Origin of the sequence: Streptomyces sp. NPDC001941, assembly GCF_040296945.1 — a bacterium.
GTDB lineage: Bacteria > Actinomycetota > Actinomycetes > Streptomycetales > Streptomycetaceae > Streptomyces.
In genome coordinates, this window is the sequence record NZ_JBEOYE010000007.1 from 105,718 (window position 1) to 124,568 (window position 18,851).

General features: G+C 70.4%; 19 protein-coding genes. 10 read left to right on the forward strand and 9 right to left on the reverse strand.

Annotated elements, in window-relative coordinates:
* Nucleotides 1-66: 66 nt before the first annotated feature.
* The 5 genes from ABT160_RS08645 to trxA all read left to right on the forward strand — a co-directional run bounded on the left by ABT160_RS08645 (nucleotide 67) and on the right by trxA (nucleotide 4,885).
* The gene (locus tag ABT160_RS08645) at nucleotides 67-1,761 is read left to right on the forward strand and encodes a protein kinase family protein (protein WP_351645271.1); all 1,695 of its coding nucleotides are present in this window, start codon (nucleotides 67-69) and stop codon (nucleotides 1,759-1,761) included.
* A gap of 27 nt (nucleotides 1,762-1,788) precedes the next feature.
* Complete coding sequence (gene sigM, locus ABT160_RS08650) at nucleotides 1,789-2,508, forward strand: RNA polymerase sigma factor SigM (protein ID WP_351645274.1); 720 nt, start codon at nucleotides 1,789-1,791, stop codon at nucleotides 2,506-2,508.
* Nucleotides 2,505-3,395 (forward strand): RsmA family anti-sigma factor, encoded by an 891-nt coding sequence (locus tag ABT160_RS08655; protein ID WP_351645277.1) that lies wholly within the window; start codon nucleotides 2,505-2,507, stop codon nucleotides 3,393-3,395. The genes sigM and ABT160_RS08655 overlap by 4 nt, the downstream gene beginning before the upstream one ends.
* Before the next feature lie 126 nt (nucleotides 3,396-3,521).
* The gene (trxB, locus tag ABT160_RS08660; RefSeq protein ID WP_351645279.1) at nucleotides 3,522-4,496 is read left to right on the forward strand and encodes a thioredoxin-disulfide reductase; all 975 of its coding nucleotides are present in this window, start codon (nucleotides 3,522-3,524) and stop codon (nucleotides 4,494-4,496) included.
* A 53-nt stretch (nucleotides 4,497-4,549) separates the two neighbouring features.
* Nucleotides 4,550-4,885, forward strand: coding sequence for a thioredoxin (trxA, locus tag ABT160_RS08665; RefSeq protein ID WP_351645282.1), 336 nt, complete (start codon nucleotides 4,550-4,552; stop codon nucleotides 4,883-4,885).
* Between the two features lie 102 nt (nucleotides 4,886-4,987).
* Here trxA and ABT160_RS08670 read toward each other — a convergent pair whose 3' ends face one another.
* From ABT160_RS08670 to rpmH, 9 genes are all read right to left on the reverse strand, one after another.
* Nucleotides 4,988-5,605, reverse strand: coding sequence for a GNAT family N-acetyltransferase (locus tag ABT160_RS08670; protein ID WP_351645285.1), 618 nt, complete (start codon nucleotides 5,603-5,605; stop codon nucleotides 4,988-4,990).
* A 306-nt stretch (nucleotides 5,606-5,911) separates the two neighbouring features.
* Entirely contained in the window at nucleotides 5,912-7,006 is a 1,095-nt protein-coding gene (locus tag ABT160_RS08675) for a ParB/RepB/Spo0J family partition protein (RefSeq protein WP_351645287.1), read from the reverse strand.
* Complete coding sequence (locus ABT160_RS08680; protein ID WP_351645290.1) at nucleotides 7,003-8,079, reverse strand: ParA family protein; 1,077 nt, start codon at nucleotides 8,077-8,079, stop codon at nucleotides 7,003-7,005. Before ABT160_RS08680 ends, ABT160_RS08675 begins: the two co-directional genes overlap by 4 nt.
* 290 nt (nucleotides 8,080-8,369) lie before the next feature.
* Nucleotides 8,370-9,104 carry a 16S rRNA (guanine(527)-N(7))-methyltransferase RsmG gene (rsmG, locus tag ABT160_RS08685; RefSeq protein ID WP_351645292.1) on the reverse strand — a complete coding sequence of 245 codons (735 nt, stop codon included), beginning with the start codon at nucleotides 9,102-9,104 and terminating at the stop codon, nucleotides 8,370-8,372.
* Nucleotides 9,105-9,209: 105 nt separating this feature from the next.
* Complete coding sequence (locus ABT160_RS08690; RefSeq protein ID WP_351645295.1) at nucleotides 9,210-9,722, reverse strand: Jag family protein; 513 nt, start codon at nucleotides 9,720-9,722, stop codon at nucleotides 9,210-9,212.
* A gap of 18 nt (nucleotides 9,723-9,740) precedes the next feature.
* Nucleotides 9,741-10,985, reverse strand: a complete 1,245-nt coding sequence (gene yidC, locus ABT160_RS08695; protein ID WP_351645297.1) for a membrane protein insertase YidC — start codon at nucleotides 10,983-10,985, stop codon at nucleotides 9,741-9,743.
* Nucleotides 10,986-10,988: 3 nt separating this feature from the next.
* On the reverse strand, nucleotides 10,989-11,315 hold the full coding sequence (gene yidD, locus ABT160_RS08700) for a membrane protein insertion efficiency factor YidD (protein WP_351645299.1): 327 nt from the start codon (nucleotides 11,313-11,315) through the stop codon (nucleotides 10,989-10,991).
* Nucleotides 11,312-11,683: a ribonuclease P protein component gene (gene rnpA, locus ABT160_RS08705; protein WP_351645302.1), complete on the reverse strand. Its 372-nt coding sequence runs from the start codon at nucleotides 11,681-11,683 to the stop codon at nucleotides 11,312-11,314. Before rnpA ends, yidD begins: the two co-directional genes overlap by 4 nt.
* Before the next feature lie 20 nt (nucleotides 11,684-11,703).
* Nucleotides 11,704-11,841 carry a 50S ribosomal protein L34 gene (rpmH, locus tag ABT160_RS08710; RefSeq protein WP_003949374.1) on the reverse strand — a complete coding sequence of 46 codons (138 nt, stop codon included), beginning with the start codon at nucleotides 11,839-11,841 and terminating at the stop codon, nucleotides 11,704-11,706.
* A gap of 367 nt (nucleotides 11,842-12,208) precedes the next feature.
* Between rpmH and dnaA the strand changes: the two genes are divergently transcribed.
* The 5 genes from dnaA to ABT160_RS08735 all read left to right on the forward strand — a co-directional run bounded on the left by dnaA (nucleotide 12,209) and on the right by ABT160_RS08735 (nucleotide 18,785).
* Nucleotides 12,209-13,984 carry a chromosomal replication initiator protein DnaA gene (gene dnaA / locus ABT160_RS08715; protein WP_351645304.1) on the forward strand — a complete coding sequence of 592 codons (1,776 nt, stop codon included), beginning with the start codon at nucleotides 12,209-12,211 and terminating at the stop codon, nucleotides 13,982-13,984.
* Between the two features lie 978 nt (nucleotides 13,985-14,962).
* Nucleotides 14,963-16,093 carry a DNA polymerase III subunit beta gene (gene dnaN / locus ABT160_RS08720; protein WP_351645307.1) on the forward strand — a complete coding sequence of 377 codons (1,131 nt, stop codon included), beginning with the start codon at nucleotides 14,963-14,965 and terminating at the stop codon, nucleotides 16,091-16,093.
* Between the two features lie 78 nt (nucleotides 16,094-16,171).
* Entirely contained in the window at nucleotides 16,172-17,047 is an 876-nt protein-coding gene (gene gnd / locus ABT160_RS08725) for a phosphogluconate dehydrogenase (NAD(+)-dependent, decarboxylating) (protein ID WP_351645310.1), read from the forward strand.
* Nucleotides 17,048-17,112: 65 nt separating this feature from the next.
* The gene (gene recF / locus ABT160_RS08730) at nucleotides 17,113-18,234 is read left to right on the forward strand and encodes a DNA replication/repair protein RecF (protein ID WP_351645313.1); all 1,122 of its coding nucleotides are present in this window, start codon (nucleotides 17,113-17,115) and stop codon (nucleotides 18,232-18,234) included.
* Entirely contained in the window at nucleotides 18,231-18,785 is a 555-nt protein-coding gene (locus ABT160_RS08735) for a DciA family protein (RefSeq protein ID WP_351645315.1), read from the forward strand. Before recF ends, ABT160_RS08735 begins: the two co-directional genes overlap by 4 nt.
* Nucleotides 18,786-18,851 lie beyond the last annotated feature (66 nt).

Genomic DNA, 18,851 nt, shown 5'->3' on the forward strand with positions numbered 1-18,851 from the left:
CGGACTGTGGGCACAATTGGCATGGCTGTTGGACATGCGCAACGGATGGGGAGGCAGGGAACGACGGTGGCGGAACGTAGCACGGCTGCCGTCGACGTGGCCGACAACAGCGGTGACGACCCGCTGACCGCCAAGGCGGACGCGGCCACGACCGACGGGGTGGCGAAGACGCAGGAAGCAGCGGACGAGACCGCACAGGACACGGGCAGCGAACGCCGCGGCGGCGAGCAGCCCGGCATCGCCACGCCCGAGCTCCACAGTGGCCACAAGCTCGCCAGACGCTACCGCCTGGAGGAGTGCGTCACCCGTCTGGACGGTTTCAGCAGCTGGCGTGCCGTCGACGAGAAACTGCGCCGTGCCGTCGGCGTGCACATCCTCCCGGCCGACCACCCCAGGGCCCGCTCGGTGCTGGCCGCGGCCCGCTCCGCCGCGCTGCTGGGGGACCCCCGCTTCGTGCAGGTCCTGGACGCGGTCGAGGAGAACGACCTCGTCTACGTGGTCCACGAGTGGCTGCCCGACGCCACCGAGCTGACCGCGCTGCTCGCGGCCGGCCCGCTGGAGGCCCACGACGCGTACCAGCTGGTCAGCCAGATCTCCCAGGCGATGGCCGCGGCGCACCGCGAGGGGCTGGCGCACCTGCGGCTGACCCCCAGCGCGGTGCTGCGCAGCTCCACCGGCCAGTACCGCATCCGCGGCCTCGCGGTGAACGCGGCGCTGCGCGGGATCACCACCGAACGGCCGCAGCGCGCGGACACCGAGGCGATCGGCGCCCTGCTGTACGCGGCGCTGACGCAGCGCTGGCCGTACGAGAGCGACGCCTACGGCCTCTCCGGGCTGCCCAAGGGCGTCGGCCTGATCGCCCCCGACCAGGTGCGGGCGGGGGTCCACCGGGGCCTGTCCGAGGTCGCCATGCGGGCGCTGGCCAACGACGGGGCGACCGCCTCGCGCCAGGAGCCGCCCTGCACCACCCCGGACGAGCTGTCGAAGGCCGTGACGGCGATGCCGCGCATCAAGCCGCCGGAGCCGACCTTCCCCACTCCTCCGGAGTACCAGCACACGACGTACCAGCAGGGCACCTACGGACGGCCCCCGGCGCGTCCGGCGGCCGCCGCCCAGCCGGTCATGGCCCCGCCCGCCCCGCTGCAGAGCCGTACCGGGAAGGCCCTCAAGTGGGCCGTCTCCGCGCTGCTCATCGCGGCACTGGGCCTGGGCAGCTGGCAGGTGGCCGACAAGCTCCTGGACCGGGACAAGGGCGCCGAGCAGCAGAACACCCAGACGACCCCCGGCAGCGTGAACAAGCCCGCGCCGGAGTCCGGCAAGCCGGTGGCGATCGTCGGCGCCAAGGACTTCGACCCCCTCGGTGACGGCTCGGAGAAGCCCCAGGAGATAAGCAAGGCCTACGACGGCGACCCCAGCACGTTCTGGCCCACCGACGGCTACTACAACGCGAAGTTCGGCAGTCTCAAGGCGGGCGTCGGCATCATCCTGGACCTGGGCAAGGAGCAGCAGGTCGGGAACGTGGACGTCACCTTCCTCGGTGGCGACACCTCCGCGGAGCTCCGGACGGCCCCGGCCGGTTCCTCCTCCGCCCCCGGCCGCCCGGACGGCTTCGACAAGGTCGCCTCCGGATCCGGCTCGAAGGTGTCCCTCAAGCCCGGCAAGCCGGTGAAGACGCGGTACGTTCTCGTCTGGCTGACCAAGCTTCCGCAGAGCGACGGCAGTTACCGCGGCAAGATCTCCGACATCAAGATCACCAGCTGACGGGATCTCAGGGGAGGGGGCTCACCGTTGGACGACGCCACGACCGGCGCCGCGAGCGATCAGGAGCTGCTGGCCCGCCACGTGGCCGGCGACCCGGACGCCTTCGGTGAGCTCGTACGCCGGCACCGCGACCGGCTCTGGGCCGTGGCCCTGCGCACGCTGGGGGACCGCGAGGAGGCCGCTGACGCCGTCCAGGACGCCCTCGTCTCGGCGTTCCGGGCCGCCCACACCTTCCGCGGCCAGTCGGCCGTCACGACCTGGCTCCACCGCATCACGGTGAACGCCTGCCTCGACCGGGCGCGCAAGGCCGCCTCGCGCAAGACCTCACCGGTGGACGACACGGAACGCCTGGAGCAGCTGCTCGAACCCCATGAGTCCGCCGAGGCCCCCGCCGAGCGCGAGGACCTCCACCGCCAGCTGCTGGCCGCGCTGGCCAAGCTGCCCGTCGACCAGCGGGCGGCGCTGGTGCTGGTCGACATGCAGGGCTATCCGGTTGCCGAGGCGGCCGAGGTCCTGGACGTACCGACCGGAACGGTGAAGAGCCGCTGCGCGCGGGGCCGGGCCCGGCTGCTGCCGATGCTCACTCATCTGCGCGAGGGGACGGTGGATAACCAGCGTCCCGGTGGGGGAAGGAACCGGACGCCGGGGACATCCGTCCCATCGGCGTCGGAGACAAGCGTCTCGGAGACCAGGGTCAAGGGATCGGACGATCCCGCTGCTGTGAAGGGCGGAGGTGGGCGCGCGTGACTTCCACGACCGGCACGACTCAGCACCCGGACGTCTCGGAGATCTCCGACCTCACCGAGGGGCTGCTCTCTCCGGCCCGCTCGGCCGACGTGCGCCGGCACCTCGACGACTGCGGCCTGTGCAGCGACGTACGGACCTCCCTGGAGGAGATCCGGGGGCTGCTCGGGACGCTGCCCGGCCCCTCCCGGATGCCCGCCGAGATCGCGGGCCGCATCGACGCCGCCCTCGCGGCGGAGGCGCTGCTCAACGCCACCGCGCCCGAGGAGCCCGTCGATGTTTCACGTGAAACAGCGGTCGCGGCCCTCGCTCCGGCCCCGTCAGAGGACCGCCCCTCGGGACACGCGCGGGGAGCCACTGGCCCCGGCCGGAGCCGCCCGGCGCGCCGACGCCGCCGGGTCGCCGTCCTCGGCGCGGCCTTCGGGGTCGCCGCCGTGGGCGCCACCGTGCTCTTCCTCCAGGGCGTCACCCCCTCCTCGGACCCCGGGGCCAGCAAGAAGGCGTACAGCACGAGCGCCGAAGCCCCCCGCTTCGGCGAGGCGACCGTGGCGGGACGCGTCCACGAGCTGCTCTCCTCCGGCCAGGCCGCCGGACGGCCGTCCACCAAGCGCGAAGGGCCCTCGTCCCTCGGCGTGAGCCCTGAGAAGCCCCTGGGGAGCCTTGCCGTCCCGGTCCCCGAGTGCGTGCGCCAGGGCACCGGCCGCAGCGAGCAGATCCTCGCCTCCGACAAGGGCGTCTTCGACGGCGCCCAGGCCTACCTCCTCGTCCTCCCGCACGCCACGGACAGCAGCCAGGTCGAGGCGTACGTGATGGAGGCGTCCTGCGCCACCGGCTCGGAGCCGACCCGGGCCGCCTCGGTGCTGCTGACGCACGCCTACCCCCGTACCTGACGACCGTCCCTCGTGCCGCTGGGCCATCTCGGGAATGCTCGCCCCGTAGGATCCGTTGGGTGGGGTGAGAGTCACGAACCGGCCCCAGTAGGCAGTAGGCAGTCCGCAGAGACGAGGAAGAAACCCGTGAGCGACGTCCGTAACGTGATCATCATCGGCTCCGGGCCCGCCGGCTACACGGCCGCGCTGTACACCGCGCGCGCCTCCCTGAAGCCGCTGGTGTTCGAAGGTTCCGTCACCGCCGGTGGTGCGCTCATGAACACCACCGAGGTGGAGAACTTCCCCGGCTTCCGCGACGGCATCATGGGGCCGGACCTCATGGACAACATGCGCGCCCAGGCCGAGCGCTTCGGCGCCGAGCTGGTCGCCGACGACATCGTCGCCGTCGACCTCACCGGCGACATCAAGACCGTCACGGACTCCGCGGGCACCGTCCACCGCGCCAAGGCCGTCATCGTCACGACCGGCTCCCAGCACCGCAAGCTCGGTCTGCCCCGTGAGGACGAGCTCTCCGGCCGCGGCGTCTCCTGGTGCGCGACCTGCGACGGCTTCTTCTTCAAGGACCAGGACATCGTCGTGGTCGGCGGCGGCGACACCGCGATGGAGGAGGCGACCTTCCTCTCCCGGTTCGCCAAGTCCGTCACCATCGTGCACCGCCGTGACACCCTGCGCGCCTCCAAGGCCATGCAGGAGCGCGCCTTCGCCGACCCGAAGATCAAGTTCGCCTGGGACAGCGAGGTGGCCGAGATCCACGGCGACCCCAAGCTCACCGGTCTGACCCTGCGCAACACCAAGACCGGCGAGACCTCCGAGCTGGCGGTCACCGGCCTGTTCATCGCCGTGGGCCACGACCCGCGCACCGAGCTGTTCAAGGGCCAGCTGGACCTCGACGACGAGGGCTACCTGAAGGTCGCCGCGCCGTCGACCCGTACCAACGTGACGGGCGTCTTCGGCGCCGGTGACGTCGTGGACCACACCTACCGCCAGGCCATCACGGCCGCCGGCACCGGCTGCTCCGCCGCTCTCGACGCCGAGCGCTTCCTCGCCGCGCTCTCCGACAGCGAGAAGGTCGCCGAGCCGGAGAAGACCGCCGCGGTCTGACCCGAGCCTTTTCACCTCCCTCTCCTCACCCCGCGAAGATTAAGGAGGCCGCCGTGGCCGGCGACCTGAAGCACGTGACCGACGCATCCTTCGAAGAGGATGTCCTCAAGAGCGACAAGCCCGTCCTCGTGGACTTCTGGGCCGAGTGGTGCGGCCCGTGCCGCCAGATCGCCCCCTCCCTGGAGGCCATCGCGGCCGAGCACGGCGACAAGATCGAGATCGTCAAGCTCAACATCGACCAGAACCCGGCGACCGCCGCGAAGTACGGCGTGATGTCGATCCCGACCCTGAACGTCTACCAGGGCGGCGAGGTCGTGAAGACCCTCGTCGGCGCCAAGCCGAAGGCCGCGATCGTCCGCGACCTGGAGCCGTTCCTCGGCGAGAAGTAATCACGCGTCATCACGCGTCGTTTCACGTGAAACACGAATGGCCCCTCCCCTCCCGGGGACGGGCCATTCGGCGTTCTCGGCGTTCTCTGCGTTCTCGGCGGACTACAAGGGACGCAGAGCGGGCTCCTTCTGGACGGCGCCCAGCAGGCGGTCCAGCGCCATCTCCACGTCCTCCTTCCACGACAGCGTGGTGCGCAGCTCCAGCCGCAGCCGGGGATGCGCGGGATGGGGCCGTACGGTCTTGAAGCCGACCGCCAGCAGATGATCGGCGGGCAGCATGCACGCGGGCTCGCGCCAGCGAGCGTCACCGAACGCCTCGATCGCCTTGAAGCCCCGGCGCAACAGGTCCTTGGCCACCGTCTGCACCATCACCCGCCCCAGCCCCTGGCCCTGGTAGCCGGGCATGATCCAGGCCGTCATCAGCTGGACGGCGTCAGGGGCGACGGGACTCGTCGGAAAGGCCGTGGAGCGCGGTACGTAGGCGGGCGGCGCGTAGAGGACGAACCCCACCGGCACGTCGTCGACGTAGACCACCCGGCCACACGAACCCCACTCCAGGAGGACCGCCGAGATCCACGCCTCCTTCTCCAGCTCGGGTCGGCCGGCTCCTACCGCAGCTTCTCCACTGACCGGGTCCAGTTCCCAGAAGACGCACGCACGGCAGCGCTTGGGGAGGTCCGGAAGGTTGTCCAGCGTGAGCGGTACGAGCCGACGCCCCATGAAGGCTGATCCTCATTTCCCTCGCCCACCGCTTCCCGCGCGGCCGCCAGAGCGTTCCGTTCGCGGAGCAGGCTGCCGATGAATCCACCGACCGCGCCCAGTCCCAGTCCTGCCGTCACCAGCCGGCCGTGGCTCACCTCTCGCACGGGCCCGCCCTCCCTGTGAGTGGATGAAGAGCTGGATGCGCCATATCCGTTCGCATCGTATCCAGCGGGCGATGACTGGCATACCGAACGAGAGCAAAGGGCGGGCCGTGTTCCGGTATGCGCCGGACACGGCCCGCCCTTCAGGTCCCTCGCGGACGGCTCAGCCGTCCGTGTCCTCCGGCTCGGCCAGGCCCTTGTCCAGGACCTTGCCCTCGCCCGGGGCCAGGGTGCCCAGGATCCGGTCGAGATCCTCCATCGAGGCGAACTCGACGACGATCTTGCCCTTCTTCTGGCCCAGGTCGACCTTCACCCGGGTCTCGAAGCGGTCCGAGAGGCGGGTGGCCAGATCGCTCAGCGCGGGAGACACCCGGGCACCGGCACGCGGCCCCTTGGGCTTGGGCGCCGCCTTGGGGTCGGAGTTCATCAGCGTGACGATCTCCTCGACCGCACGCACCGACAGGCCCTCGGCGACGATCCGGTGCGCCAGGCGGTCCTGCTCCCCGGTGTCCTCGACCGAGAGGAGCGCCCGGGCGTGGCCCGCGGAGATGACCCCCGCGGCGACCCGGCGCTGGACCGGTGCGGACAGCCGCAGCAGGCGCAGCGTGTTGGAGACCTGGGGGCGCGACCGTCCGATCCGGTCGGCCAGCTGGTCATGGGTGCAGTTGAAGTCCTTCAGCAGCTGGTCGTAGGCCGCGGCCTCTTCCAGCGGGTTCAGCTGCGCCCGGTGCAGGTTCTCCAGGAGCGCGTCCAGGAGGAGCTTCTCGTCGTCCGTGTGCCGCACGATGGCCGGGATGCTCTCCAGGCCGGCCTCACGGCAGGCGCGCCAGCGGCGCTCGCCCATGATGAGCTCGTAGCGCTCGGGGCCCAGCTGCCGCACCACGATCGGCTGGAGGAGCCCGACCTCCTTGATGGAGGTGACCAGCTCGGCCAGCGCGTCCTCGTCGAAGACGTCACGCGGCTGGCGCGGGTTGGGCGTGATGGAGTCCAGCGGCACCTCGGCGAAGTGGGCACCGGCCGGGGACTGTAGCTCCGGAGCGGGCTCCGGCACGACCACGGGCCGCTCGGCCTCGAGGGCCACCGCGCTCTGCGGCAGCGTCGCCACCTTGGCGGCGGCCACACCACGCTCGGCCGTCAGCACGGGGATCGCCCCTGGGGAGGTCGACCCGGGGCTGACCGAGGGCACCTGCTTCTCCTGAGGAGCCGCGGGAATCAGGGCACCGAGCCCTCGTCCCAGTCCTCTACGTCGGTCGCTCACTGGATCCCCTCCGGCCTGCTGTGCTGGTTCTGGCTGCCCGCGTGGGCGTGCGAGGCGTCGTACTGCATGCCGACTCCGCGCAGTGCGATCTCACGGGCGGCTTCGAGGTACGACAGCGAGCCGCTGGAACCCGGATCGTACGTGAGCACGGTCTGCCCGTAGCTGGGAGCCTCGGAAATGCGCACCGAGCGCGGGATGCTCGTCCGCAGCACCTCTTCACCGAAGTGGCTGCGCACCTCGTCGGCCACCTGCGAGGCGAGCCGGGTCCGGCCGTCGTACATGGTGAGCAGGATGGTGGAGACGTGCAGGTCGGGATTGAGGTGACCGCGCACCAGATCGACGTTCCGCAGCAGCTGGCCCAGGCCCTCCAGCGCGTAGTACTCGCACTGGATGGGGATCAGCACCTCCGCGCCCGCGACCATCGCGTTCACGGTGAGCAGCCCCAGCGACGGCGGACAGTCGATGAAGATGTAGTCCAGCGGCTGCTCGTACGCCTGGATGGCGCGCTGCAGACGGCTCTCCCGGGCGACCAGCGAGACCAGCTCGATCTCGGCGCCGGCGAGGTCGATGGTCGCCGGGGCGCAGAACAGGCCCTCGACGTCCTGGACCGGCTGGACGACCTCGGAGAGCGGCTTGCTCTCGACCAGGACGTCGTAGATCGACGGGACCTCGGCATGGTGGTCGATCCCCAGCGCCGTGGAGGCGTTGCCCTGCGGGTCGAGGTCGATCACCAGGACACGGGCGCCGTGCAGCGCCAGGGAGGCGGCAAGGTTGACCGTCGTGGTCGTCTTGCCCACCCCGCCCTTCTGGTTGGCGACCACCATGACGCGTGTCTGCGCAGGTCGGGGAAGACCCTCGCCGGCACGGCCCAGAGCTTCCACCGCCAGCTGGGCAGCACGACCAATGGGTGTGTCGTCCAGCGGAGGCGGCGATGTTTCACGTGAAACATCGTCCCCCGCCGACTCGGTGCGGGGACCGGGGACCGGATCGGTCATCGGTCCCGCGATGTTGGCGTCGGACCGCAAGGATTCACTCTCCTCGACTTCAGGCTCGCGATGAACAGAGCCTGCCATGCTTTCGGGGTCGTGAACCAGCGAGGCCCGGGGATCTGTGGATGAATCCACCTCTGTGGACAACTCCGTAACCCCCTTGGGGGGCTTGCGGTCGCGGATCGGGACAGCCGCGCGCCCGCGACTGATGATGCCGTGCAGCAGTGAGCGACGTTTCACGTGAAACACGATGCACAGGCCGCAGGTTCATGCCTCCCGCGACACTCCGAAATGCGTACGTATGAGGATCAACCGGGGGTCAACGGGAAGCTCCCGATGACCCCCGAAGCACGCAACGACGCGGGCCGGGTACGTCAGCGGCGACGTCGCGGCCGCGACGTACGAGCCGCCTTGGCGCGCTTGGCGGCGAACCGGACGCCACCGGGGCTCTCGCCCACCTCGACGCGCACCACCGTGGAGAGCGGATCGACGATCCCCTCACCCACCTGGAGCACCTCGGTGTCCACCACGCCGAGCTTGCTCAGCGCGGCACGGGCGCCCTTGATCTCCTCCTCGGCGGTGTCGCCCTTGAGCGCCAGCATCTCGCCGTAGGGCCGCAGCAGCGGGACGCCCCAGCCGGCCAGCCGGTCGAGCGGGGCCACGGCGCGCGCCGTCACCACGTGCACCGGCTGCAGCGTGCCGAGCACCTCCTCGGCGCGCCCGCGGACCACGGTCACGTGGTCCAGGCCGAGCAGCTCGACGACCTCGGTGAGGAAGTTGGTCCGCCGCAGCAGGGGCTCCAGGAGCGTGATCTTCAGGTCCGGACGGACCAGCGCCAGCGGGATGCCCGGCAGCCCCGCCCCGGAGCCCACGTCGCAGACCGTGACGCCCTCGGGGACCACCTCGGAGAGCACCGCGCAGTTCAGCAGGTGGCGCTCCCACAGCCGCGGGACCTCACGGGGACCGATGAGTCCGCGCTTGACTCCCGCGTCCGCGAGCAGCTCCGCGTACCGGACGGCCTCCGGGAAGTAATCGCCGAACACCGTCCTGGCCTCTTCGGGCGCCTCGGGGAGCTGCCCGCCGGCCTCTGCTTCTGCTGCCTCCGTCACGGGAGAACCGTCCTTCCGTACCGCACTACCGCACTGTGGCTGACTATCAGGCTGACAAAGATCGGCCCCGCCTGCGAACAGACGGGGCCGAGGGAACGACGTGGGTCAGGCCGGGAGAACGACGACGAAGCGCTGCGGCTCCTCGCCCTCGGACTCGCTGCGCAGACCCGCGGCGGCGACCGCGTCGTGCACGACCTTGCGCTCGAACGGCGTCATCGGATCGAGCTTGACCGGCTCGCCGCTGCTCTTGACGTCGGCCGCGGCCTTCGCGCCCAGCTCGGCCAGCTCGGTGCGCTTCTTGGCGCGGAAGCCGGCGATGTCCAGCATCAGACGACTGCGGTCACCGGTCTCGCGGTGCACGGCCAGACGCGTCAGCTCCTGAAGGGCCTCCAGCACCTCGCCGTCACGGCCCACGAGCTTCTGCAGGTCACGGCCGCCCGTGTCACTGATGATCGAGACCGCGGCCCGGTCCGCCTCGACGTCCATGTCGATGTCGCCGTCGAGATCGGCGATGTCGAGCAGGCCCTCGAGGTAGTCCGCTGCGATCTCCCCCTCCTGCTCCAGGCGGGTCAGGGTGTCGACACCCTCAGCGGCGGCGGGGGTGGTGCCTTCCGTCACGGATGGACTCCTTCTTGCTTACTTCTTGGACGGGTGCTTGGGGCGCTGCTGGCCCTTGCGCTGACCGGACTTCGGCTGCCCGCCCGCGGGCTTGCCCTTGGCACGCGGCCTGGCGTCGGTGGGCTCGCTGTCCTTGGACAGGGAGGTCTTGGGCTCGTCGTCGTCCTGGGTGGGCGCGGCCGGCTGGACGGTGCCGGACTGGCGCTGGGCCTTGGTCTGGCGCTTGGGCTGGCGGCGGGCCGTGGCGGCCGCCTCGGCCTCGGCGACGGCGGGGTCGACCTTCGTGACGTTGCCGTCCTCCTGGGCGGAGAAGCCCGCCTTGGCGAGGCCCGTGATGAAGCGGCGCTCGTTGTCGTTGCGGTCGGGGCCCTTGGCGACGATGGCCTGGACGATGGTGCGACGGCGGCGGCCGCGGACCTCACCGTGGGCGGAGACCGACTTCAGCAGGCGCTGGAGGTAGCTGTCCTGGGCCTTGGAGCCCGGCGTCGGGTTCTGGTTGATCACGTACATCTGCTGGCCCATGGTCCACACGTTGGTGGTCAGCCAGTAGACGAGGACACCGACGGGGAAGTTGATGCCCATGACGGCGAAGATGACCGGGAAGATGTACATCAGCATCTTCTGCTGCTGCATGTACGGGGTCTTCACCGAGAGGTCGACGTTCTTCATCATCAGCTGGCGCTGGGTGAAGAACTGGGACGCCGACATCAGGACGATCATGACCGCGGTGACGACGCGGACGTCGGTCAGCGAGGCCTGGAGCGCGGACACCTTCTCGGCGCTGTCGGTGAACTTGGCGGCGAGCGGGGCACCGAAGATGTGGGCCTGACGGGCGCTCTCCAGGAGCGGACCGTCGATCTTCCCGATCTCCTTGCCGGAGGCGATGCCCGACAGCACGTGGTAGAGCGCGAAGAAGAACGGCGACTGCGCGAGGATGGGAAGGCACGAGGAGAGCGGGTTGGTGCCCGTCTCCTTGTACAGCTTCATCATCTCTTCGGACTGACGCTGCTTGTCGTTCTTGTAGCGCTCCTGGATCGCCTTCATCTTCGGCTGGAGCGCCTGCATGTTGCGGGTCGACTTGATCTGCTTGACGAAGAGCGGGATCAGGCAGATCCGGATCAGCACCACCAGGGACACGATGGACAGACCCCAGGCCCACCCCGTGTCGGGGCCGAAGACCGCCCCGTACACCTTGTGGAACTGGACGATGACCCACGAAACAGGTGTGGTGATAAAGCTGAAGAGACGGGCAATCGTGTCCACTAATCAGGCTCCTTGAGCATTGGGCGAGGTCTCTGCGGCCGGGCTCGTCTCGGCGGAGTGCCCGCCCTTCTTGCCGCGCAGCGCGCCGCGCAGCATTTCGTGCCATCGGGGCCGCTTGCGCTCCGGCACATGGTCCACGCCGCCCGGCGACCACGGATTGCACCGCAGGATCCGCCAGGCGGTCAGCGCCGTGCCCTTGATGGCTCCGTGCCGGTCGACGGCCGTGAATCCGTAGTGGGAGCACGACGGGTAGTACCGGCAGACGGGCCCCAGGAGCGGGCTGATCGTCCACTGGTACAGCTTGATCAGGGCCAGCAGCGGGTACTTCATCGCGCGCCCCCTCCCAGCAGCCGCTGCACGGCGGCGTCCAGGTCTCGGGCCAGCTCGGTGTGATCGGCGTCGCCCGCTCCGGGCAGCGCCCGTACGACCACCAGGCTACCGGGGGGCAGCGCGGCGAGCCGGTCGCGCATCAGGTGACGCAGCCTGCGCTTCACCCGGTTACGGACGACCGAGCCGCCCACGGCCTTGCTCACGACGAAACCCGCACGGGCCGGGGAAGCGCTCTCCCCAGGCGCGTGCGGGTCCGTGGAACCGCTTCGTAGGTGTACGACGAGGAGCGGGCGTCCTGCCCGACGCCCTCGTCGTACCGCGGTCGCGAAGTCCTCGCGCCGCCTCAGCCGATTTTCGGTAGGCAGCACGTCATGACCTGCGTGCTAGATCAGGCGGACAGGCGGGCGCGACCCTTGCCACGGCGGGACGCCAGGATGGCGCGGCCGGCGCGGGTACGCATGCGCAGGCGGAAACCGTGGGTCTTCGCGCGACGACGGTTGTTCGGCTGGAAGGTGCGCTTGCTCACTCGGGGGCTCCAGAAATTCTTGTGGTGGCGGGACATCGCCTGGCTGTCACCGTGCGCCCACGAGTAGCTCGTAATACGCCCGAGTGCACCGCTTCGCGATCACTGTCGTGATCTTCGCCCATCGGAGGCAGGCGGCAGCAGCCATCGACAACTCGACCTGGTTACGGTACGCGCGACTACGCCATCCGGTCAAACCAGGGTCTCACCGAGGCTCACTGTGCACAGGCTGTGGACAACAACTTGAACCACGTCAGTCGGCCCGACTACCGTGGCTGAACTCCAATTCTTTTCCGTTGTGTCCTTACCTGTCCTTCCCATCCTGTCCCGAGAACCACACCTTCGTGGGACCTGTGAGAGAGCGTGCCTCGTGGCTGACGTACCTGCCGATCTTGCCGCAGTGTGGCCACGAGTGCTCGAGCAGCTCCTGAGCGACGGCCAGCAGGGCATCGAGGCCAAGGACAAGCAGTGGATCGAGCGGTGCCAGCCGCTGGCGCTGGTCGCCGACACCGCGCTGCTGGCCGTGCCCAACGAGTGGGGAAAGCGCGTCCTGGAGGGACGGCTGGCCCCGCTGATCAGTGAGGCCCTCAGCCGCGAGTGCGGCCGCCCGATCCGGATCGCGATCACCGTCGACGACTCCGCGGGCGAGCCCCCGGCGCCCCCGGCCCCGCCCGCGCACCAGCAGCCGCGCTACGACGAGCGCCCGCAGCAGGACGCGTACGACAAGCCCTACGACAAGCCGTACGAGGGCTACGGGCACCAGCCCCCGGCCGACGACGGCCTGCCCACCGCGCGCCCCGCCTACCCGGACTACCAGCGCCAGCAGCGCCCCGAGCCGGGCGCCTGGCCACGCAGCCAGGACGACCTGGCCTGGCAGCAGCCGCGCCTCGGCGGCTTCCAGGAGCGCGATCCGTACGCCACCGCGCGCCCCCAGCAGCCCCCGCACGACTACCGCCCCCAGCAGCCGCCCGAGCGCCCCTCGTACGAGCAGCAACGGCCGGAGCGGGCCGAGCTGCCCGAGCCGCAGCACCAACAGCACCAACAGCACCGGCAGGGGCCGCCGCCGGGCGGCCCCACGGGCGCGGCCCCGCAGCCGGGCGGTCCCGGCGAGCCGCACGCGCGACTGAACCCGAAGTACCTCTTCGACACCTTCGTCATCGGTTCCTCGAACCGGTTCGCGCACGCGGCCGCGGTCGCGGTGGCCGAGGCGCCGGCCAAGGCGTACAACCCGCTCTTCATCTACGGCGAGTCCGGGCTCGGCAAGACGCACCTGCTGCACGCCATCGGGCACTACGCGCGCAGCCTCTACCCGGGCACACGCGTGCGGTACGTGAGCTCGGAGGAGTTCACCAACGAGTTCATCAACTCGATCCGCGACGGCAAGGGCGACACCTTCCGCAAGCGGTACCGCGACGTGGACATCCTGCTGGTCGACGACATCCAGTTCCTGGCGAGCAAGGAGTCGACGCAGGAGGAGTTCTTCCACACCTTCAACACGCTCCACAACGCCAACAAGCAGATCGTGCTGTCCTCGGACCGGCCGCCCAAGCAGCTGATGACCCTTGAGGACCGGCTGCGCAACCGCTTCGAGTGGGGCCTGACCACCGACGTGCAGCCGCCGGAGCTGGAGACGCGCATCGCGATCCTGCGCAAGAAGGCGGTCCAGGAGCAGCTGAACGCGCCGCCGGAGGTCCTGGAGTTCATCGCGTCCCGCATCTCGCGCAACATCCGCGAGCTGGAGGGCGCCCTGATCCGGGTGACGGCGTTCGCCTCGCTCAACCGGCAGCCGGTGGACCTGGGTCTCACCGAGATCGTCCTGAAGGACCTGATCCCCGGCGGCGAGGACGCGGCCCCGGAGATCACGGCCGGCGCCATCATGGCGGCGACCGCCGACTACTTCGGCCTCACGGTCGAGGACCTGTGCGGATCCTCGCGCAGCCGGGTGCTGGTGACGGCCCGCCAGATCGCCATGTACCTGTGCCGCGAGCTGACGGACCTGTCGCTGCCGAAGATCGGCGCGCAGTTCGGCGGGCGCGACCACACCACCGTGATGCACGCGGACCGCAAGATCCGCGCGTTGATGGCCGAGCGGCGCTCCATCTACAACCAGGTCACCGAGCTGACCAACCGCATCAAGAACGGCTGAGGCGCGCGGAGCGCCGCCGTTCCCCTCTTCACCGTCATCCGCTCCACCGGCATCCACGCACGCGTAGCTGAAGGGCGCTCAGGGACCCGCTCCCCGGGCGCCCTTCGGCGTTCCCGAGGACGTACCGGGGCGAGCGGCGGGCAGCCGGTGGACGGCCGTTCGGCGGCCCTCACGACGGCCGTCCGGCGCCGAACGGGCCCCGAACCGGGCCCGTCCACACCCTGTGAGCCGTCCCTGTGCACAGCGCGCTGTTCGATTCCCTGGCCGCCAGGGGCAGTTCTCCACAGATTCATGGACTATTTTCCGTCCACAGCCTGGGGACTGGGAAGTTGTCCAGATTGCATCCACAGCGCACGGTAGTGAAACTCCATCAGGCCAGGTCAGTGGCCTGTGGAATTGTGGTCAACCGTCCTCCACAGGTTGTGGACACAGACTTTGTCCACAGGCTGTGCATCACGGTTGTCCACCGGCGGCCCACAGGTTGAGGCCGGTTGCCCACAGCTTCTCGCGGCTTCTCCACACCGCTGTCCACTGTTCGGCAACGAAACGCCCGGGGTCACCGGGTCGAGTGAAAGGCATCACACCAAGGGGGTCGGTTGGGCTGTGGGGAACGGGGGTAAAGCTGGGGACAGTGCTGGGGAGAACTCCCTGTGGACTGTGCATGGCCTGTGCAGAACTTTCCTGTGTCCACAGAAAGGGCCGGTTGTCCACCGGCTCCACCCACAGGGGCAGTGGACAAAAAACACGGCCTGACCTGCGTGGACGACGTTATCCACCGTTTCCACAGGCCCTACTACTACTTCCACTCAGAGTTAGCCCGGAATCCGCTTGGAAGCGGGGCCTGTGCACAACTCGAGCCCGGCGGTCGCGACACCGCTTGTCGCGACTTGACCCCGAGCCGCACCGAGTGTCGGTGGCGTACGTCAGACTGGTTCCCGCAGTCGACGAAGAGCCAGCAACAGCAGGAGGCGGTTTCCGGTGAAGATCCGGGTGGAGCGCGACGTACTCGCGGAGGCGGTGGCGTGGGTGGCCCGGAGCCTCCCGGCTCGTCCGCCGGCGCCCGTTCTCGCGGGCCTTCTTCTGAAGGCGGAGGACGGAGCCCTCAGCTTCTCCAGCTTCGACTACGAGGTCTCCGCACGCGTCTCGGTCGAGGCCGAGGTGGAGGAGGACGGCACCGTCCTCGTCTCCGGCCGCCTGCTCGCCGACATCTGCCGCGCCCTGCCCAACCGCCCGGTGGAGATTTCCACAGACGGTGTACGGGCGACGGTCGTCTGCGGCTCCTCCCGGTTCACACTCCACACCCTTCCTGTGGAGGAGTACCCGGCGCTGCCCCAGATGCCGACCGCGACCGGCACGGTCCCCGGCGAGGTCTTCGCCTCGGCCGCCGCCCAGGTCGCCATCGCCGCCGGCCGCGACGACACGCTGCCCGTGCTGACCGGTGTGCGCATCGAGATCGAGGGCGACACCGTCACCCTGGCCTCCACCGACCGCTACCGCTTCGCCGTCCGCGAGTTCCTGTGGAAGCCGGAGTCCCCGGACGCCTCCGCGGTCGCCCTGGTGCCCGCCAAGACGCTCCTGGACACCGCCAAGGCGCTCACCAGCGGCGACACCGTCACCCTGGCGCTCTCGGGCTCCGGCGCGGGCGAGGGCCTGATCGGCTTCGAGGGCGCCGGACGGCGCACCACCACCCGGCTGCTCGAAGGCGACCTGCCGAAGTACCGCACGCTCTTCCCGACGGAGTTCAACTCGGTCGCCGTGATCGAGACCGCGCCGTTCGTCGAGGCCGTCAAGCGCGTGGCCCTGGTCGCCGAGCGCAACACCCCGGTGCGCCTCAGCTTCGAGCAGGGCGTGCTGATCCTGGAAGCCGGTTCCAGCGACGACGCACAGGCTGTGGAAAGGGTCGACGCCGACCTGGACGGCGACGACATCTCGATCGCCTTCAACCCGACCTTCCTGCTCGACGGCCTGAGCGCGATCGACTCCCCGGTCGCCCAGCTCTCCTTCACCACCTCGACCAAGCCCGCGCTGCTGAGCGGCCGCGCGGCCAAGGACGCCGAGGCGGACGAGGCGTACAAGTACCTGATCATGCCGGTGCGCCTGAGCGGCTGACCCCACAGGTGTGCACCCGCGTCCGGGCGTAGGCTCGGACGCGGGTACGAAACCGCACACACGCTTAAGGAATCTCTGATGCAGCTTGGTCTCGTCGGTCTCGGCAAGATGGGCGGCAACATGCGCGAGCGCATTCGCCGCGCGGGCCACACCGTCATCGGGTACGACCGCAACCCGGACCTCGCGGACGTCCACAGCCTCAAGGAGCTCGTGGACGGCCTCCAGGGCCCCCGCGTGGTGTGGGTGATGGTCCCGGCGGGCGCCGCCACCCAGTCGACCGTGGACGAGCTGGCCGAGCTGCTCTCGCCCGGCGACGTCGTCGTGGACGGCGGGAACTCGCGCTGGACGGACGACGAGAAGCACGCGGAGCAGCTGGCCGCCAAGGACATCGGCTTCGTCGACTGCGGCGTCTCCGGTGGCGTCTGGGGCCTGGAGAACGGCTACGCGCTGATGTACGGCGGCGACGCCGAGCACGTCGCGAAGGTCCAGCCGGTCTTCGACGCCCTGAAGCCCGAGGGCGACTTCGGTGCCGTCCACGCGGGCAAGGTCGGCGCCGGCCACTTCGCCAAGATGGTCCACAACGGCATCGAGTACGCCATGATGCAGGCCTACGCCGAGGGCTGGGAGCTGCTGGAGAAGGTCGACTCCGTGGAGAACGTCCGCGAGGTCTTCCGCTCCTGGCAGGAGGGCACGGTCATCCGCTCCTGGCTGCTCGACCTGGCGGTCAACGCGCTGGACGACGACGAGCACCTGGAGGGCCTGCGCGGCTTCGCCCAGGACTCCGGCGAGGGCCGCTGGACCGTCGAGGCGGCCATCGACAACGCCGTACCGCTGCCCGCGATCACGGCCTCCCTCTTCGCGCGTTTCGCTTCGCGCCAGGAGGACTCCCCGCAGATGAAGATGATCGCCGCGCTGCGCAACCAGTTCGGCGGGCACGCGGTCGAGAAGAAGTAGTCCACAGCCTGTGGGCACGCGTGCGCGCGTACCCACAGGCTCGCCGGGGGAGGTCGGCGCCCACCATGCACGTCACGCATCTGTCGCTGGCCGACTTCCGCTCGTACGCCCGGGTCGAGGTCCCTCTCGATCCGGGCGTCACCGCTTTCGTGGGCGCCAACGGACAGGGCAAGACCAACCTCGTCGAGGCCGTCGGCTACCTGGCCACCCTCGGCAGTCACCGGGTCTCCTCCGACGCGCCGCTGGTGCGCATGGGGGCGGAGCGCGCCGTCATCCGCGCCGCCGTCACCCAGGGCGAGCGCTCCCAGCTGGTCGAGCTCGAACTGAACCCGGGCCGCGCGAACCGCGCCCGTATCAACAGGTCCTCGCAGGTCAGGCCGCGTGACGTGCTGGGGATCGTACGCACCGTGCTGTTCGCCCCCGAGGACCTGGCGCTGATCAAGGGCGACCCCGGGGAGCGCCGGAAGTTCCTCGACGAGATGATCACCGCGCGCTCGCCCCGGATGGCCGGGGTGCGCTCCGACTACGACCGGGTCCTCAAGCAGCGCAACACCCTGCTCAAGAGCGCCGCCATGGCCCGCCGCCACGGCGGCCGCTCCATGGACCTGTCCACGCTCGACGTCTGGGACCAGCACCTCGCCCGCGCGGGCGCCGAGCTGCTAGCCCAGCGCCTGGACCTGATCGCCACCCTCCAGCCGCTCGCCGACAAGGCGTACGAGCAGCTGGCGCCGGGCGGCGGCCCGGTCTCCCTGGAGTACAAGCCGTCCGCGCCGGGCCCGGGACAGAGCCGCGAGGAGCTGTACGAGCAGCTGCTCGCCGCCCTCGTGGAGGTGCGCAAGCAGGAGGTCGAGCGGGGCGTGACGCTGGCCGGGCCGCACCGCGACGAGCTGCTGCTCAAGCTCGGGGAGATGCCCGCCAAGGGGTACGCGAGCCACGGCGAGTCCTGGTCGTACGCGCTGGCGCTGCGGCTGGCCTCGTACGACCTGCTGCGCGCCGAGGGCAACGAGCCGGTGCTGGTGCTCGACGACGTCTTCGCCGAGCTGGACGCGCGCCGCCGGGAGCGGCTCGCGGAGCTGGTGGCGCCGGGCGAGCAGGTGCTGGTCACGGCGGCCGTGGACGACGACGTCCCGGGGGTGCTCAAGGGGGCCAGGTACGCGGTCGCCGCGGGTGAGGTGGAACGGCAGTGAGCGAGCTTCCGGGGAACGGCGCGGACCCCGCGCCCAAGGCGCCCGAGCCCTCGGGCGTCGACCTCGCGCGCGTGGCCCTGCGCGCCGCGAAGGAGCAGGCCCGCGCGCGCGGCGCGGCGGCGCAGGAGAAGAAGCAGGCGCGCCGGGGCGGCGGCCTGCGCTCCGGCGCGCGCGCGGACGGCCGCGACCCGATGAACCTGGGCGCCGCCATCAACCGCCTGATCACCGAGCGCGGCTGGGAGACCCCGGCGGCCGTCGGCGGGGTGATGGGCCGCTGGCCGCAGATCGTCGGCGAGGACCTGGCCAAGCACTGCGTGCCGCTGCGCTACGACGAGGACCCCGACGAGCGGGTGCTGACCGTGCAGTGCGACTCCACGGCCTGGGCGACCCAGCTGCGGCTGCTCGCCCCCCGGCTGGTGGCGCGGCTCAACGAGGACCTGGGCCACGGCACCGTACGGATGCTCAAGGTGCTCGGCCCCGGGGCCCCGCGCAAGGGGTACGGGCCGCTGCGCGCGCCCGGCAGCTCCGGGCCCGGGGACACCTACGGCTGACGGGCCCGGCCCGCCGGTCACCGCCGGCGTCGCCCGCCGTCCGGCACGGGTGTGGCGAGCGCGCGC

Excerpts from the sequence above, each read along its gene's own strand:
- gnd (WP_351645310.1), top strand. The coding sequence starts at position 16,172 with ATGCAGCTTGGTCTCGTCGGTCTCGGCAAGATGGGCGGCAACATGCGC.
- ABT160_RS08680 (WP_351645290.1), bottom strand. The coding sequence starts at position 8,079 with ATGGCAGGCTCTGTTCATCGCGAGCCTGAAGTCGAGGAGAGTGAATCC.
- ABT160_RS08670 (WP_351645285.1), bottom strand. The coding sequence starts at position 5,605 with ATGGGGCGTCGGCTCGTACCGCTCACGCTGGACAACCTTCCGGACCTC.
- yidD (WP_351645299.1), bottom strand. The coding sequence starts at position 11,315 with ATGAAGTACCCGCTGCTGGCCCTGATCAAGCTGTACCAGTGGACGATC.
- recF (WP_351645313.1), top strand. The coding sequence starts at position 17,113 with ATGCACGTCACGCATCTGTCGCTGGCCGACTTCCGCTCGTACGCCCGG.